Origin of the sequence: Ahniella affigens (genome assembly GCF_003015185.1) — a bacterium.
Lineage (GTDB): Bacteria > Pseudomonadota > Gammaproteobacteria > Xanthomonadales > Ahniellaceae > Ahniella > Ahniella affigens.
Window position 1 is genome coordinate 3,571,946 of record NZ_CP027860.1, and the last position, 17,192, is coordinate 3,589,137.

Below are 17,192 nucleotides of genomic sequence, written 5' to 3' on the forward strand. Positions count from 1 at the left end.
GGGATCACAGACCGGGCGGTAGTGGCGTCCAGGCAGCAAGCCAGCGCTGACCCAGGCGCCTGCGGCGATCAGGCTGCAACGGGTTGGTGCAGGATATCGTCCACCAGCCGTTCGATTTCGATCAAATCGGGAATGATGGCCACATCGTCGCGCACCAAGGTGCGGTGGCGCACGCCAGGCTCACGGAACTCGTCGTCCCCGGTCGGAATCAGCACATCCGGTGAAATGGTAGTCAGACGTGGGAAGCCAAGCGCCATCATCGCGAGATAAGGCAATTTCGGATTGCCACCCAACGCCTTCAGCACTGTTACCTTAAGGTTGGTGCCCAGGTCGCGCGGCGCTAAGCCGGCAAGCATCGAAAACGACACGAGGGGCACGCGCCAGCCACGCCAGCGGGTACGCCCAAGCAACCAGTCCGGAGCGCCGTCGATAGGCTCTGGATCGGAATACGTGATGATCTCGGTCACGTTGGCGTTTGGCAGCAAGACCTTGCCATTGGTCACCGTAATCATCAGGCCGCGAATTTCACGGATCTGGTTCATGCACGCCTCACTTGAATTCTCGGTTGAACTGCGCGGCCAAGTCGGCCGGGCTGCCGATGAACGACACGATGCCGGCTTCGACCGCGCCATCGATCATGGAACTAACGACACATGTGGTCGGATCCTGTACCCAGATGCGACCGCCCTTGCCAGCCAAATACTTTGCCCCTTCGATCGCATCGTGCGCCATCCCGCTGAACACAATCGCCATGGCGCGATCGCCAAATCGATCAGCGATGTCATACAACACTTGATCGATGGATGGGCTGTACGGCGAGGCATGGTCTGGTGTCACCAGGCGAATCTCGCCGGATGATTCGAGCAGCAGGCGCTCGCTGACCGGCACAATCAGCACATCACCAGCTCTGGCAACCTGACCCGAATTGGGCATCAGCACGTTCGTCTTGGTCGCCCGTTGCAACTGCTGCGCCATCAACTCAACGAAATCGGCCCCCATGTGCTGCGCGAGCACGAATACGGACCGCGCGTTAGGCTGTACGGCCCCGAGAAACTCGCGGACTGCATCTGGGCCACCAATCGACGCGCCGAGCACCACGACGTGCTCGATAGCGCCCGCAGACGGGGTGGCCGAGCTGCCAAACGCTGCGAACTCCTTCAAGAAGTCGTCTTCGCTTGGTCCCTCGCTGAACGTGTCCTTGGCCAATTTGGGCAGTTCGGCCTGATCGAGATTGTCGAAATTCAGATCGAGGTCCGCAAATGGATTGTCGTCGCCGAAATCTGGCAAATCGGGTGGCAGCTCGGGCGGGAGTTCTGGTGGTGCTGCAGCACCCGTGCTGTCACCTGACGCGGCGGCAGCTGCGGCGGCCCGATTCTTGGCCGCGATCGTAAATATGTTGTCGACTTCCTGTTCGATCGGCTCCAAAGCAAGCGAGCCGAGATCCATCGCACCGCGGTCTTTGGGCGGACTGGCCGACGGGGTTGCGGGCGCGGCGGGCGCGGCCACCGACTTGCCGGCGTCGGCGGGCTCGTCCAACGGAGCGAGCGACAAAGACGCCAGCGCTGACGAGAAATCACGATCGGCAAAACTCGGTTTGCTGCTTGGCGCGGGGCTGCTTGGTGCGGCAGCAGCGCCGTCCAACGGCGACAATTCGAGACTTAAGCCTGCAAACGGATTCGCGGCGGGCTCTGAACTCGCCGGCTTCTTCGCGGCCAGAGCTGGCGGCACCGGGAGTTCCAACGTTGGCGCATTGGCCCGATCCACACGCTCTGGTTTCTCTGGTTTCTCTGGTTTGGGTTCCTTCGGCAGATTCGCGAGCAGTGCATCCAGACCTTGTGGCTCGTCACGCGCAGGCGGTGCCTCATCAAAGCTGTCGAAGTTGATATCCAGCCCGGCGAATGGATTGTCGGCTTCTGGCGACGGTGCGGCGGCAGTGGAACGGGTGGGCTGTGCACTCGGCTCATGCATATCCAAGCCCAACCCAAGCTCTTCGAAAATGCTCTTGCTTTCGCTGATCTTTGGCGCCGGCTCAGCGGCCGGCAACACGCTTGCCGCGCTGAAGTCGAAATCACCCAAACCGAGCCCGGCCAGCGTGCTGGTGAGTTCGTCCTGAGCGAGCTTCTCTTCGCTACGGCTCGCCTGCTCCATGCTGAAATCGGCCAGCGCCCGAGTCATCTCGTCGGCCGCGAATTCGGTCTCGGCAACACTGCCTGCGGGCGTGGTCGGCTCCAACGATTTTGGCCGCACGGGCGTCGACAAATCGGCGCGCTGCAGGCCCGATTGTGGAATCGGTTCTGAACCCGCTGGCGGCGGCGGCAGTCCAACCTGCTCACCCAATACTTTGGCGGCCAAATGACGTGCCCAACGCGCGAGGTCCCATCCACTCAGCCGGGCGGTCACTTCGCCATCGTTGAACACCACGCGACGCGTATCATCGACGAGCAGATCATCAATGCCAGTCAGATCCTCATCCGAGGTCGGATCCAAATTGATGATCACCACGTCGGCGCCGCTGCCCGCCAGTTCTTTGGGTCGATACGCCAGCACCGAGGTTTCGTATACCACCTTAGCGCCGAGCTCCGTCATGGCATCGCGGACGTGACGGTTCAGCGCCTCGGATTGGTATACCAAGGCGATCGACACGGCGCGACGTTTGATGTCAGTGGACAGCACGCGACAACCTCAATGTCTCTTCGACGTTACGTAGCAGATCGGCTTCCTGATACGGCTTGCCGAGATAACGATCGACACCGATTTCAAACGCACGCTGGCGATGTTTCTCACCGGTACGCGACGTGATCATGATGATCGGCACCATCTTCAAACGCGGATCGTTGCGCATGTAGGTCGCGAGTTCGTAACCGTCCATGCGCGGCATTTCGATGTCGAGCAGCACGATGTCGGGCACGCGGTCCTGCAGTTTTTCGACCGCGTCCAGACCGTCCTTCGCCGTGACCACTTCCATGTCGTTGCGTTCGAGCACGCGCGTGGTGACTTTGCGCATGGTGATCGAGTCGTCGACGACCATGACGAGCGGCTGACGGCGTTCCGGCATGACCGGCGTGAGCACTTCCGGAATGGCATCTTCGGCCAAAGCGGTCTGACGCAGGGCGGCAACGCGGCGAACCAGCGGGGCCATATCGAGAATCATGACCACCGAGCCGTCGCCCATGATCGTGGCCCCGAAGATGCCGGCGATCGACGACACCTGCGGCCCGACCGATTTGACGACGACTTCGCGACTGCCGAGCACGGCGTCGACGCGAACGGCGGCGCGCTGGTCACCCGATTTCACCATCAAGAGCGGCAACTGCAACTCGTCACTGGCGCGGTGCACGGTGGTGCCGAGCAAGTCGCCCATTTCGTAGATCAGGTAGTCATCGCCACCGTAACTGTAAGTTGGCGTCGGCGACTTCAGGCGCTCATCGAGATCTTCGCGGCGGATTCGGACCACACCTTGCACCGACGACATTGGCACTGCATACAGATGTTCGCCGAGGCGCACCAAGATGGCTTGCGTGACCGCGAGGGTAAACGGCAGCCGGATGATGAACTGCGTACCACGACCGCGCTCAGAGTCGATGCTGAGCGTGCCGCCAAGCTGCTTGATTTCGCTGGCGACTACGTCCATACCAACGCCGCGGCCGGCAATCTTGCTGACTGATTCAGCGGTCGAAAAGCCTGTTTCGAGCACGAAGCCGTAAAGGTCGCGATCGGACAATTGGGCGTCGGGCTTCAGCATGCCGCGCTCGATCGCCTTGCGGCGGATCGCATCGCGATCCATGCCACGACCGTCATCGGTAACGCGAATCACGACTTCGGTTGCTTCGCGGGCAATACCGATGGTGACCGTCCCTTCCTCGTTCTTGCCCACTTTGGATCGATCGGTCGGTGTTTCCAGACCATGCGCGAGCGCGTTGCGGAGCATGTGCTCCAATGGCGCGGTCATGCGATCCAACACGTTGCGATCCATTTCACCCTGCGCCCCTTCGACGCGGAGCTGCGCGCGCTTGCCGAGTTCGCCAGCGGTCTGCCGCATCAGGCGACGCAGACGCGGCACAACCGAGTCGAACGGCACCATGCGCGTACGCATCAGGCCTTCTTGCAACTCGGAGCTGACGCGCGCCTGCTGCAACAGCAGCGTTTCGGCCTGGCGGGTCAAATCATCCAACGCATTCTGCAAGGACTGCAAGTCGGACACCGATTCCGCGAGCGCTCGGGACAGCTGTTGCAGGGTCGAGAAACGGTCGAGTTCGAGTGGATCGAATTCGGCATCCGTTGCTTCGGCTTCACGCTGGTAGCGCGCAATGATCTGCGCTTCGGTTTCGATTTCCAGTTTGCGCAGCTGTTCACGCACACGCAAGACGGTTTGGTCGAGTTCCTGCAAGTTGAACCGGAAGGTGCCCATCTGCTGCTCAAGACGCGAGCGGTAGATGGAGACTTCGCCAGCCAGATTAACGAGCGCATCGAGCAAGTCGGAGCGGACGCGAATGACTTCCTGCGGCGCGCGACCAGCTTCCTCGGCTTCGTCGAGGGCGGTTTTCTGTTCGCGACGCGGCGTTTGCGGAGCCGTTGGTGCTGGCGTCGCCGCCGCAGTGGGTGCGGTTTCGGGCAAGACATCCTGGCTGGCAGTGGCCTCGACAGCCGGTGCCGGTGTGGCGATCGGCACCTGAACGACCGGCGCAGCGACGCTGATGGTCGGAATCGTCTCGCCTGAGACGATCGCCTCGAACCGCGCAATAGCGTGCTCTTGTTGCGTAATGGCCTGCCGACGGGACACACGCTGCACCATGCTGTGCAGTCGATCGAACCCGCGCTCCAGCGACTCCAGGCTAACGCGGTCGACTTGACGACGTCCGTCCGCCACCATCTCAAACAGCGACTCCATCGCATGACTCAGGTCGCCGATCGGCGACAGGCCAGCCATGCGCGCGCCGCCCTTCAACGTGTGCAGTTCGCGCTGCAGCCCCACGACGATTTCGCGATCTTCTGGCGACTCGCGGAGGCGAGCCATCATGGTGTCCGAGGCGTCGAGAATGTCGGAACCTTCCTGCACAAAGATCTCGAGCAGATCTTCGTCCATGTCGGGCAATTCCAACTGTCCCTCTGGGTGAGCATCATCCGCAATCGGTTGGTACTGTATGCCCAGTTCATCGCCGCTCGATTCAGCGGACACCGCCGCCGGTGGCGTCTCGGTCACTGGATTGAGCCAGGTCGCACTTGCAAAAGCGGTGTCTGTTTGTGGTTCGGCCAGAATCGTCGATTCCGGTTCGACCGTGTCGGCGAGCTCAATGGCGTCGAACTCGGCCGCAAAGTCGAAGACGGACGCGTCACCGACCAACTGGGGTGCTTCGGCGGTGACGGGCGGTTGGGCCGACGCATCCAGCTCTGGCGCAGGTGTCACCGCTTCGTCCAGGAACAACGCTTCGGCGTTCAACCAGCCATCGCCCGCATCAAGAGTCGTATCGTTGGCAGCCGGCGTATCGGCGGCCGGCTCGGCGAAGCCAAAGTCCACGAGGTCGGCGAACGAGATTTCTTCTTCCGGCGTTGCCGCAACGGGCGCCTCAATACTGGATTCAACCACGGTGGGCACCGGCTCTACTGGTGCCGCGGTCTCGGCGTCGAAACTCGCCCAATCCGGCAGTTCGAATGCCAGTTCCGGTTCTGTCGCCTCTGGCGATTGCAGTGTTGCTGGCGGCGCGGCCTCGGTGGTGTCTGCAACGGCTTGGGCAGGGAACGGGTCCACGGCTGGCAACACCAGCGTATCGGCGTCACTCAATCCGAAGTCTGGCAATTGGAAGTCGAACTCAGGGGCATTGCTCGCTGGCGCTTCGGTTGGCAATTCAATCGTTGCAGGTTCGGCGTTGGCAAGCTCCAGAACGGGCGATTCCAACTCGATGCCAGAACTGCTTGGCAACACGTCAGCCGGTGGCGGCGCGGCAACCGGAGCCGCGGTGTCGTGATGACGATGATCATCGTCTTCGTCCACCGATACATTGAACACGCGGAGCACACTCTCAGGCTCGGGCAGCACGCTTCGCAGACCATTCAGCGCTTCGGCGAGTTCGTGCAAATCCACCGGCGAGGTTTGACCGTGGATCGACGCCTCGACCGCATCGGCGGTCGCCGCAATGACGGCCAAACCTTCGGCGCTCGGCGCCTGCTCCTGACCACGCAATCGCTTCACATAGCCTTCGAGCGGACCAAGCAACGGCGTGACGCTCGGGAGATCAACCATCGCGATCGCGCCATGCATCGTGTGCACGGCTCGGAGTAGTGACTCCGACACGGGCAGACCGGGCATTGCCGCAGAATCCTGCAGGAATTCGCGAATAACACTCAGGTGTCCCGAGACTTCAGCGCGCAGAATCTCGAGCATCATCGGGTCGACGCCGTCGAGATCGGCGGCGGCCATGACCGACGCTTCGGCCGTCGCTGGTTCGGCTGTCGGCGCTGATGTATCGATTGCTGGAGCCGCGACAACGGGCGTGTCGAACATCGGCGTGTCGAACGCCGATGTCTCGCCGACATGCGCTTCGAACACAGGCGCTTCGAACACAGGCGCTACGAACACAGGCGCTTCGAAAACGGGTGCTACTGGCGCCGGAATCATCGGCTCCAAAGGCGTGATCGCAGGTTCGACTGCAGCCGGAGCCGCTGGCGCCGCTGCGATTGGCTGCAACTGGGCAATCGGCAGATCGAAATCCAAGCCGCCCAAGTCATCGGTACTGAGTTCGATGCCAGCGGAATCGTCAAGCGCGAAACCAAAGTCGATCGCCGGCTCAGCCTCCTCGATTTGACTCGGTGGCGACGCAGCAGCTTCAGGCTCACTGAAATCGAAACCCGTCAATTCGATGGCTTCGGCGCTGTCGCCGATGTCGAGGTCGGCCAAAGCGTCCAGGTCGCTCTTCGCCTCCGATTCCAGACTCAATGATTCGGTCGCGAAATCCAAGTCTCCGACATCGGGTTCGCTGAGTTCGATCGCTTCTGGTTCGCTGCCGCCAAGTTCGATCGGCGCGAACGGTTCGGTGACGTCGGCAACCGGCGCCACGACTGGCTCTGGTGCCGGTACGAACACTGGCGCCGGCTTCTTCGGACGCGGTTTCGCAATCTGTACAAGCTTCTTCTCGATGCGGCGGATTGGCTCAGGCTTCTGCAACCAAGCCTCTTCGCCAGCGGCTAAGCGATCGGCGACCGCCATGATGCCCGGCACATCGACGCCTTGCCCCTGCTCACCACGCAACGCGGCAAGCAAGGCCGGCAATGCGGCAACCGCATTGTCCAAGCATGCGATAACCGCTGGGCCAGGCTGAATGGTCTTGTCGAGAATGCGATTCAGCATGTTCTCGATCTTCCAGCTGAACTCGCCCAGAGCGAGCGCGCCGACCAAGCGGCCGCTGCCCTTCATCGTGTGGAACGAACGGCGAATGGGCTTCAGGCGCTCGAAGTCATGCGGGACGTTCTTCCAGTCCGGCAAATTGCGACCGAGGTTCTCGAGCTCTTCCTGCACTTCTTCGAGGAAGACTTCACGAATATCCTCGTCGATATCATTCGAGGGCACGGCCTGGAATGATGCGCCAGCGACGATCGGCGCTTCTTCAATGATCTCTTCTTCAACCTCGACCCATTCGTAGTCGAATTCCGGCTCAGGCTCAGGCTCGGGCTCCGGTGCAGCAGACACCAGGGGCGCTGCAGCCGCAACCGGCGTCGGTGCCGCCGCAGGTTCGGCGGCTGGCGTGGCAATCGGTTCGAGACTCAGGCTTGGTCCGGGCTTCGGCGCTTCTTCAGCCAGCGTCAACGCGGCCGTCAAGTCAGGTGTCGCAACGGGCGTGGGCGCGCTGATCGGCGCCGAAACCGGAGTCGGCGCCGTGGGCGCGACCGTAACGGAGGCCGGAGTGCCCGTAGCAGGCTTGGCCGGAACCGCCACAGGGGTCGGCGCTGCGGCAGCCTGTCGCTCAGGTAACGGCCAATAGCCCAGCGCTTCCAAGCTTTCGCGAGTGACGTCGAGAATTTTTTCGCGACCGGTGCGCTGCGCGGAGGTTGCTTCGAGGTAGTACTCGATACTGGCGACGGCATCGGCCAATCGGTCCACCTGATCGGCGTTCGGAACACGCTTGCGTTCGATCACTTCGACTTCGATGAAGCGACCAATTCCATCCAGATAGCCACCGGCCTGATCCAGATTGATCATCCGCATGGCGCCGGAAATTTCTTCCAGAAGGCGCGGAATCTGTTCGGCCCGTTCGTGCTGCCAACCCGACTCGATAAACGCGACGATGTCTTGCTTCGCCTGCGTCAGGTTCGTCTGCACTTCCTTCATCAGCGCTTCGAGAATCTTGCGGACTTCAGTCTGTGGCAACTCCGCCGTCTGCGCCGCATCAGCCTTGGGCTCGTCGTCACTGCCACCGAGGCGTTCGATATTGTCGTCGAGCGACGCCTCCACAAACAGGAGCGCGCCGGCGACATCGAGCAACGTGCCTTCTTCGGCCTTCTTATCGCCGTGCACGACCTTGCGCAGCGAATCCCGCTGTTCAACCACCACGCGGCGCGGCACGCCGAGGCCGAGCATGCCGAGCGTGTCGGCTACGCGATCGAGGGTGTCGAGTTGCGCCGCCAGATCGCCGGGGTTGGCATTCGCGGTGCGCAAGTAAAGATCGAGCGCATCCTTGACGCGCATCAGGTCTTCCTTGATGGCGTCGGAGACCGTGTCGAGCAGCGCGCGATTGCGCCCGCCGAGCGAACCACGAGCGTGCTCCAGTTCCTTCTCGCTTGGCAACAGCGTGTCCAGCTTGAACGCACGCTTCAAGTCACCGAGCCGGCCTTCCGCCGATTTCGCGTGGGCGGCGTAATAGAGCAGGTTCTTGGTCAAATCACGCGGCGGATTGGACCGGAACGCCAGTTCGCCGCCATCAGCCAGTCGTTTGATCTCGCGATCAACCCGACCAAACAGGAGCTTGACGGCCTGGTTGGCCTCAACCGAGCCAAGCCGGATGCCATCCAGCAAGCCACCGGCAATCCACCAGAGACGTCGTGCGTCGTCGCCCCAGGTGATGCTGCGCAGTCCATCGAGCGCGTTGATCAGGCCACTGACCGCGACGTTTGACGACTGGTCGCGCAACCATTTGACGAGTGCGATTTGGTAGTTGGCACGCTGACGCGCGGCGACACCCTTCATCTCGGAATCTGGCAGCGGCCGGTCTGGACCTGCGGCAATCGGTGGCAAAGGCAGCGACAGGTCTGGCGAGAACAACACGCCTTCGCTGAGCAACTTTTCGCCGCGACAGGCACGCAGATCGTTCAGGAGTGGCAACAGAACGATCGGAATATCCTTGTGACCGCTCTGCAATCGCTCGAGGTAATCCGGCAACTGCACGATGCCGCGCATGAGCACGTCGTACGCGTCGTCCTTGGTGCGAATCTGGTCGTCGAGCAGCGCTTGCGCCACTCGCTCCATTTCTTCGACCACCATGGCGGCGCCGTAGAGCTCGACCATGCGCAAGGTGCCTTGCACCTGATGCAGGTAGGTCGCACAGAAGCGCATCAAGCTGGAGTCAGCCGGATCCTCGACATAGGCTTCTAGCGCCTGTCGCGCTTGTTTCAGGGTTTCATCCAGCTCCTGTTTAACCCAGTTGAGCGTGGTGAAGTCAATTTCTTGTTGCATGCGCATAGGCGATCTCACCCTGACCGGCGAAACGCCAAAGTTTGGCGGTTGCCGATCCGTGTCAGCGAAGGATGGGTAAAGCCGATCACCTCACCCGCACCAAGCACCAGCATGCCGCCGGGCTTGAGCAGATCGGCGAGCGCAGTCAGCAACTGCTTTCGGCGATCTCGGGCGAAGTAGATCAAAACGTTTTGACAGTAAATCAGGTCAAGCTTTTTCAGCGGCGCGCGCGCCACGTCCATGATGTTGAACAGCGCGAATCCGACCCGTTTTTTCAGCGCTTCATTGATCGCGAAGCTGTCGGTACCGACCAGTTCGCAATAGGTTTTCTGCATGTCGTCCGGAATCTCGACCAGACGCTCGCGGGGATACAGACCGCCCCGCCCGATCGCCAGCGCCGCATTGCTGATGTCGGTGGCGGTCACCCCGAAATAAGCACGGCTGGCCCCCAGCTGGCGCAGACTGCTGTCCAACACCATAGCTAGGGAATAGGCTTCCTCACCGGTCGAACAGCCCACGCTCCAGGCGTGCATCGCCAGGTTGTCGGGGTGTTCTTTCAGAAAGTCAGGCAACCACTCGGAGGCAATCATCTGCAACGAGGGCTGGTGTCGGAAAAATCGTGTTTCATGAACGGTCAGGCGATCGACCAGTGTGCTCCATTCAATCGCACCGCGCGCCCCGTTGAGCACTTCATTGAAGTAGCGCTCAAAGCTGTCATAGCCGGTTTCGCGCATTCGCGTGCGGACACCGGTGACAAGAAACGTCTTGCGCCCAGGCGGCACGACGACGCCAGTGCGGCGTTCGAGCAAGTCCACCCAGCGCGAAAACTCCTCATCACCCATGCTCGGCATGGGTGCGAAGGCTTTGCGGACGTTGGCCGTAGGTGCGATCAAATCAGTCTACTCAGGACGGCAGTTTGAAGTCGGCGACCGAACGACGGAGGTCGGCAGCGAGCTGCGCGAGGTTTCCAATCGACTCGGCGGTCTGCGAGGCACCGGCCGACGTCTGCGTCGTAATTTCCTGAATCACGTTCATCGTTGCCGAGATGTTCGTTGCCGCAGCGGACTGCTGACGCGCGGCCTCGGAGATGTTCTGAATCAAGTCGGCAAGGTCGTTCGACACCTTTTCGATCTCGCCCAGGGCCAGACCGGCGTCTTCGGCGAGGCGGGCACCCGCCACCACTTCAGACGTGGTTTGTTCCATCGAGCTCACCGCTTCGTTGGTGTCGGACTGAATCGTTTGCACCAGCGTTTCAATTCGCTTGGTGGCGCCCGATGCGCGTTCGGCGAGTCGTTGCACTTCGTCGGCAACGACCGCGAATCCGCGACCCGCTTCACCGGCAGACGCGGCTTGAATGGCGGCGTTCAGAGCCAGAATGTTCGTTTGATCGGCGATGTCGTTAATCAGTTCGACGATCGATCCGATTTCCTGTGACGACTCACCCAGACGCTTAATACGCTTCGAGGTTTCTTGAATCTGATCGCGAATGTTGTCCATGCCCTGAATCGTTTGGCGCACGATCGCAGCACCCTTGCCTGCAATCGCCACGGATCGTTGCGCCACGTCGGCCGATTCGGCGGAGTTCTTCGACACTTCGTCGATCGAGACCGCGATTTCGTTGATCGCCGCCGATGCCGAGGTGATCTGCTGCGCTTGGTGCTCGGCAGCTTCGGCGAGGTGCATCGCGGTCGCCTGCGTTTCTTGCGCAGCGGCGGCCACCTGCACGGCGGTTTCGTTAATCGTGGCCACCAGGGAGCGGAGCGCTTCCACGGCGAAGTTCACGGAGTCGGCGATTGCGCCGGTGATGTCTTCGGTCACCGTCGCCTTCACCGTCAAATCGCCTTCGGCGAGCGATCCCATTTCGTCCAGCAAGCGCAGAATGGCTTCCTGATTTCGGGAGTTCAGATCGGCGGTGCTCTGCAACTGCTTTCTTGTAGCGAGGTACTGCAACATACCGGCGATCAGCGCGGCGAACAGGGCGAGCGCACCGAGCACGACGTTCAGAATGTTTCCGCCCAACATACGGACCTTGTTGCCGAACGACGCGGCGAGCGACTTGTTCTTGTCGAGCAGGTCGGTCGAGCCCAGGAAGATTTTGTCCTTCGCTTCGGTGACTTCGAACAGGTCGGTCGAAGCTTCCTGAATGGTACCGACGCTTTCGCGAATGCCAGAGTACAGGTCTTGAATGTCAGCCAGAATTTCGCGGGCTTTCGGGTCGGTCAGGGCGCGGATGCCGACCTCGGTGTCACCGTCCGTCAAGCCGTCCAGCACTTGGCCGAACACACGGGCGTCACGAACGAACTGATCGGCGGCCGATACCGCGTCCTCACCACCCTTTCGGATGTCAGACACGCGGCGAAGCATACGGTCGGCAAGCAGAATTTGGCGGGTGGCGAGATACACCGTGTCACCCGGTGCATTGTCATCGAGCAGCACCAACACGAGCTCGTCCATTTTGGACGACATACGTGGGATGTTGTCTGAGAACGCATCGGCCTCGTCGGCAATATTCAAGACGAGTTCGGAGGCGCCGTTAATGGTGTCGGCCGACTTCGCAATCGGCATCCAGGCTTGCTCGACACGCTTCAGCGGTGGCCCGATGACGGTGTCGGCGGCGTAAGACGGTACACCTTCCTTTTCGCTGCCTTTCGACAACGCGTCAATCGAATCTTGAATGTTGACGCGGGTCGCCTTTAGTTCTTCGAAGGCTTCCAAGTTGCCGGACGCGGCTTCGGTCGCGAACTTCGAGATCTGCTGCGACAGCACCTGCAGATCGGTTGTCAGTCGGATCGCGTTACGCTCTTGCCGGTCCAAGATAGCTTGGTAAGCGAGGTTCGCGCCCAGAAGGCCCAGGAACACCAACGCCACCGCACCCCAGAGCAGGGGTCCGGAAAAACGGCTCGCACCACCAGATGTCGCACTCATAGCTCTTACCTCGCCCCTTCGAACAAAACGTGATTCAGACCGCCACTCATATGGCCGCCTGGGTGAACTCTGGCGTGCGAGTCAACGCCGCCATACTGAAAATGCCATAGCCCGTGCCGCTCGTCTCGTAAAAGCGCTCGATGTACCGCCGATAACGCTCGTCGGCCTCCATCTCGCCTTCACGCAGATTCGCGTCGACAAACGCGCGCTGACCAAGAATTTCGTCTACCAGCAAACCAACCAGACTGCCGTGCTGACGGATCACGAGCACGCGACTTTTTTCGTTGTGGGTGGACCGCTCACCTTCGATGAACCCGCGAACGTCGATCACCGACACGAGGTTACCGCGCACGTTCGCCACACCCATCAACCAGAACTTCGATCCCGGCACTGATGTGAGCACCGGGAACGACAGAATTTCCGTGACTTCCGTAATGCTCGCCGCCAGGCGGCGTTGACCGAGCCGAAATGCAATACCGCGCCAAAGGCCAGGCGCGTCGATCTGCTCGGGCAGGCCGGCCACATGCGCCAGACTGCGCTGCTCGTAATCGAGCAGGGTGTCAAAGGGCGAGACGCCTGCCATGAAGTCGCTCATCCGATCCGCCTGTTTTCGCTGTCGCTACTGTGCCGCTGCCGCATCAATCACCTCAAACGTTGACGTGCTTGCGAATCGCGCCGAGCAGTTCCTCGCGCGTGAACGGCTTGGTCAGATACTGCTCAGAACCCACGATACGACCGCGCGCCTTGTCGAACAGACCATCCTTCGAGGACAGCATGATGACCGGCACGTTTTTGAACATCTGATTGTTCTTGATCAACGCACAGGTGTGATAGCCATCCAACCTGGGCATCATGATGTCGACAAAAATGATTTGCGGCTTCTCGTCGGAAATCTTGGCCAGCGCCTCAAAGCCGTCCGTTGCCGTGACCACTTCACAGCCTTCCTTCTTCAACAATGTTTCTGCAGTCCGACGGATAGTCTTCGAATCATCGATGACCATGACCTTCAAACCAGACAATGAACCTTCTTTCGCTTGCTCTTCCATTTGACCCCCATGGGTGTTTGGGTCGATGTCCAGCATGGGATTTTGGATCAAGCCTCCCGCCTGATCGCCCAAAACCCGCCTCTGAACGCGCTTACAGCTTCTTAACCAACGTCGAGAAACCTGTCAAGTAAATACTCTAAGTGCTCGCCATCACAACAGATTGTGTCACGAAAAAGGCGCTATGCTTGTTGACATTCTCGGCCAGATTTGGAAGTGCAATGACCCAGAGCCTCGGCGTGCTGATGGACCCCATCGAGCACATCAAACCCTATAAAGATTCCACCTTTGCCATGCTGCTTGAGGCAGCTCGGCGCGGGTACCAACTCCTCTACAGTACCGAAAACAGCCTGGGCTTTGCAGCCGAGGGCCCGTACGCGCACTGGCAAACACTGCAAGTCGTTGATCAGAAAACAGGTTTTTTTCAGCTTGGCACCCCAGTCCGTATGCCTTTGAGCAGTCTCGACGTGCTCTTGCTGCGCAAAGACCCGCCGGTCAATCAAACGTTTCTGCACGATCTCCTCTGGGCCGAGCTGCCCACCACGAAGCGCCCGATCATGGTCAACGACCCGGGCGCCCTGCTGCATTGCAATGAAAAACTCTATGCCCTGCACTTCCCCGAACTGTGCCCGCCGAGCTTAGTGTCCCGTAATGCCGGCGATTTGAAAGCATTTGTCGCTGAACAGGGTGATGTGGTTCTGAAGCCGATTGACGGGATGGCCGGCCGATCGATTTTCCGCGTCAAAGCTGGCGATCCGAACCTGAACGTCATCCTCGAAACCTTGCTGCAACAGGGGAAAGAGTTCGCGCTGGCCCAACGCTACCTGCCGGAAATCAAGGACGGCGACAAGCGCATCCTGCTGATCGACGGCGAACCCGCGCCCTACTGCCTCGCCAGAATCCCGCAGGGCGACGATTTCCGCGGCAACCTGGCCCGGGGCGGTAAGGGCGTCGCCCAGCCGATCACCGATCGCGATCGCGAGATCGCGGCCGCCGTCGCCCCCGATCTTCGCCGAAGAGGCTTGATCTTCGTCGGATTGGACGTGATCGGCTCGCATCTGACCGAAATCAACGTCACCAGCCCGACCTGCATCCGCGAGATCGACGCGCAGACTGGCAGTAACATCGCCGGTCTGTTGTTCGACGCCATCGCACAACGCCAGCAACCATGAGCCAAACCATCTCCGCCGAAGAGCGGCTGCGCGTGACCCTGCTGTTCTCAGTCATCGTGCACGCCGTGCTGATTCTCGGCATTTCGTTCAGCTATGAGGCACCAGCCGACTCCCTGCCGAGCCTGGACGTCATCCTCGTGCAGTCATCGAGCGCGAAAACACCGAACGACGCCGATTTTCTCGCCAATGCCAACCAAAAGGGCGGTGGCGAATCCGAGGAGAGCCATCGCCCCCGGCAACCCGAAACCAGCCCGATCCCCAAAGCCCTGCCGGGCCAAGCCCCACTCCCGCAGAAGGCCGGCGCGCCGAAGCCCCAGGAAGCCACCCCACGCGCGGTGCTGACCGGCGGCGAGAACCCCGACTTCCAAGTCCAGGCCATCGACCAAAGCCGCCGCGAAGTACCGAAGCTTGAGGCGCTGACTGCACAGGAACTGATAGAACGCAGCCTCGAAATGGCCCAACTCGCCGCCGAAGTCGACCGCCAGCGCGAGATGTACGCCAAACGCCCCCGCCGCAAGTTCATCTCCGCGAACACCCGCGAGTACGTCTACGCCGCCTACATGCGCGCCTGGGTCGCGAAGATCGAACGCATCGGCTCCCTGAATTTCCCCGAAGAAGCGTCCCGCCGCAGCGTCACCGGCCAAGTCGTCGTCACCGCCGCCATCCGCCGCGATGGCACCCTAGAGTCCGTCGAAATGATCACCCCGAGCGGCCACGACTTCCTCGATCAAGCCGCGATCCGCATCGTCGAAATGGGCTCCCCCTTTTCACCACTGCCGCAAACCGATGAACAGATCGACGTGTTGCATATCACCCGTACGGTGCAGTTCTTGACGGGGAGTGTGGTGAGGGGGCAGTAGGGACCGCTGGACGCTTGCTGCGCCCGCCAAGCAACTAGGCGCCCCGCCGCGAGGGATACACACTGCCGAGCGCGACTTGGCACCCGATGCAAGCCAAGCCAAACAGGCGCCAACGGGCGCCATGGCCGGCGGCAAACTTGCAGAATGGCACACCGACCACTGCGCCGACGTATCCTCAATTGGCCTTGATCGGAGTCCCGCTTGGCCCTTCCCGCGCCCCTGTCAGGCATTGCCACAGGGTCGTAAAGTTGAAGATGCCGATTCACCGCTGTATGCATAGACTCCGAGCGACCGCCGCACGACCAGATAAAATTTCAACACTTGGGACAGCAGCAGAGCAGAGGAGCTTCTTGTGAGCGATGATCGATCCACCTCCTTTCGACACCGCGTCTGGCGGCCATTCGCCCGCCCTTGGACCGTTTCAATCCATGGTATCCGGACGCGCTGGTTTCAGCTTGTCATGTTCGCAGCCGTCCTGGCGGTCTTTGCCTTCGTGCAAACCGGATCAAGCCCACATCTCGCACAGCTCAGCAAGACCTGGAACGATGCCTGGAGCCCCGTTATCGGTGTCGCAACACTGATTGTTGCCATTTTCGTGTGGATCAGTGAACTAAAAGAGGACTGGCGCGAATCGCTGCCGTGGAAGCTCAGCGTGCGCTTTGTCCATGCCTTTCCACTTCCAATCGAACTAGACCCAGAACAGAAAGAGAAGCCTGAGAAGAGGGATATCCTGGTCTGCCGCTATGCCTCACTATCCAGCCTGGAAGATGCGCGCAATCTCGCGCAGCAAATCGGGCAGCAAATGGGTGGAATGAAACATCTGAGCTTCAACGCTGCTGCCATCATCTCTGACATCAAGGAAATTGAGCAAGATGCCAACGGCGCCTACTTTCGCCACGTATGCCTAGAGTTCACGCTTCACAAGATCCCGGATATCTGCATCTACTCGGAACAAATCGAATCGATGATTCATGCAGACAACAGCTCAGAAGTCCAGCTGGCCCCGACCCAACCAGCCGAGGCCACGGCACCAGCAGTGGCGAAAAAGCAAAAGCCCGTCAAGCCAGAATTCCTCCCCATGCCGAATGACGTCAAAGATGGTCAGGCTTACCTAATCTGGGAACCACGCCTGGAGCGCATCGAGATGAAGTTCCATCAGAAACCTGAGGCCCGCCCGTGATCTATTTACTGAATTCTCCCGTTCTGACGTCCTACGGCAGCTATCAGTTCAGCGGGCCAACATCGGCCGACGAGGCCAAAGCCATATTGACTGGCGCGTTTGTCTCCGCCATCGGCCATGCCGAGTCGGCCAGACTGCTCTCAAGCATCCTAGGCATCAACATTCCCACCAATCGCATTGAGATCAAGATGGCAATCGGCGATGAAGCGCTCGTGCTCCGAATGCTCAAACGCCTCGATGCCGGCAAAGTACTGAGCGACGAAGAACTGAAGGCACTGCCGTACGAACTATCGAGACTTCGACGAGTCGGCTGAACCTAGCTCGGCAACAACGATCAACAGCGTGACCATC

The 17,192-nt window shown here is 60.5% G+C and carries 11 protein-coding genes; 4 read left to right on the forward strand and 7 right to left on the reverse strand.

What is annotated here, in order from left to right:
* Positions 1-68 precede the first annotated feature (68 nt).
* The 7 genes from C7S18_RS13875 to pilG are packed head-to-tail and all read right to left on the reverse strand — an operon-like array spanning position 69 to position 13,632.
* A complete protein-coding gene (locus tag C7S18_RS13875; protein ID WP_106892132.1) occupies positions 69-542 on the reverse strand; it encodes a chemotaxis protein CheW in 474 nt (157 codons plus the stop codon).
* Between the two features lie 7 nt (positions 543-549).
* Positions 550-2,673 (reverse strand): chemotaxis protein CheB, encoded by a 2,124-nt coding sequence (locus C7S18_RS13880; protein ID WP_106892133.1) that lies wholly within the window; start codon positions 2,671-2,673, stop codon positions 550-552.
* Complete coding sequence (locus C7S18_RS13885) at positions 2,660-9,667, reverse strand: Hpt domain-containing protein (RefSeq protein WP_106892134.1); 7,008 nt, start codon at positions 9,665-9,667, stop codon at positions 2,660-2,662. The genes C7S18_RS13880 and C7S18_RS13885 overlap by 14 nt, the downstream gene beginning before the upstream one ends.
* Positions 9,668-9,675: 8 nt before the next feature.
* Positions 9,676-10,554, reverse strand: a complete 879-nt coding sequence (locus C7S18_RS13890; protein WP_146151921.1) for a CheR family methyltransferase — start codon at positions 10,552-10,554, stop codon at positions 9,676-9,678.
* Between the two features lie 10 nt (positions 10,555-10,564).
* Positions 10,565-12,586: a methyl-accepting chemotaxis protein gene (locus tag C7S18_RS13895; RefSeq protein ID WP_106892136.1), complete on the reverse strand. Its 2,022-nt coding sequence runs from the start codon at positions 12,584-12,586 to the stop codon at positions 10,565-10,567.
* A 46-nt stretch (positions 12,587-12,632) separates the two neighbouring features.
* Positions 12,633-13,181 (reverse strand): chemotaxis protein CheW, encoded by a 549-nt coding sequence (locus C7S18_RS13900; protein WP_240623897.1) that lies wholly within the window; start codon positions 13,179-13,181, stop codon positions 12,633-12,635.
* Between the two features lie 52 nt (positions 13,182-13,233).
* The gene (pilG, locus tag C7S18_RS13905) at positions 13,234-13,632 is read right to left on the reverse strand and encodes a twitching motility response regulator PilG (protein ID WP_106894033.1); all 399 of its coding nucleotides are present in this window, start codon (positions 13,630-13,632) and stop codon (positions 13,234-13,236) included.
* A gap of 218 nt (positions 13,633-13,850) precedes the next feature.
* Here pilG and gshB point away from each other — a divergent pair, with 218 nt between their 5' ends.
* The 4 genes from gshB to C7S18_RS13925 all read left to right on the forward strand — a co-directional run bounded on the left by gshB (position 13,851) and on the right by C7S18_RS13925 (position 17,155).
* Entirely contained in the window at positions 13,851-14,801 is a 951-nt protein-coding gene (gshB, locus tag C7S18_RS13910; protein WP_106892137.1) for a glutathione synthase, read from the forward strand.
* The gene (locus tag C7S18_RS13915; protein WP_106892138.1) at positions 14,798-15,661 is read left to right on the forward strand and encodes an energy transducer TonB; all 864 of its coding nucleotides are present in this window, start codon (positions 14,798-14,800) and stop codon (positions 15,659-15,661) included. Before gshB ends, C7S18_RS13915 begins: the two co-directional genes overlap by 4 nt.
* A gap of 352 nt (positions 15,662-16,013) precedes the next feature.
* Positions 16,014-16,841 (forward strand): hypothetical protein, encoded by an 828-nt coding sequence (locus C7S18_RS13920; protein ID WP_146151922.1) that lies wholly within the window; start codon positions 16,014-16,016, stop codon positions 16,839-16,841.
* Positions 16,838-17,155 carry a YddF family protein gene (locus tag C7S18_RS13925; RefSeq protein ID WP_106892140.1) on the forward strand — a complete coding sequence of 106 codons (318 nt, stop codon included), beginning with the start codon at positions 16,838-16,840 and terminating at the stop codon, positions 17,153-17,155. Before C7S18_RS13920 ends, C7S18_RS13925 begins: the two co-directional genes overlap by 4 nt.
* The last annotated feature ends 37 nt before the right edge of the window (positions 17,156-17,192 follow it).

Excerpts from the sequence above, each read along its gene's own strand:
- C7S18_RS13875 (WP_106892132.1), bottom strand. The coding sequence starts at position 542 with ATGAACCAGATCCGTGAAATTCGCGGCCTGATGATTACGGTGACCAAT.
- C7S18_RS13885 (WP_106892134.1), bottom strand. The coding sequence starts at position 9,667 with ATGCGCATGCAACAAGAAATTGACTTCACCACGCTCAACTGGGTTAAA.
- C7S18_RS13895 (WP_106892136.1), bottom strand. The coding sequence starts at position 12,586 with ATGAGTGCGACATCTGGTGGTGCGAGCCGTTTTTCCGGACCCCTGCTC.
- C7S18_RS13900 (WP_240623897.1), bottom strand. The coding sequence starts at position 13,181 with ATGAGCGACTTCATGGCAGGCGTCTCGCCCTTTGACACCCTGCTCGAT.
- pilG (WP_106894033.1), bottom strand. The coding sequence starts at position 13,632 with ATGGAAGAGCAAGCGAAAGAAGGTTCATTGTCTGGTTTGAAGGTCATG.
- gshB (WP_106892137.1), top strand. The coding sequence starts at position 13,851 with ATGACCCAGAGCCTCGGCGTGCTGATGGACCCCATCGAGCACATCAAA.
- C7S18_RS13915 (WP_106892138.1), top strand. The coding sequence starts at position 14,798 with ATGAGCCAAACCATCTCCGCCGAAGAGCGGCTGCGCGTGACCCTGCTG.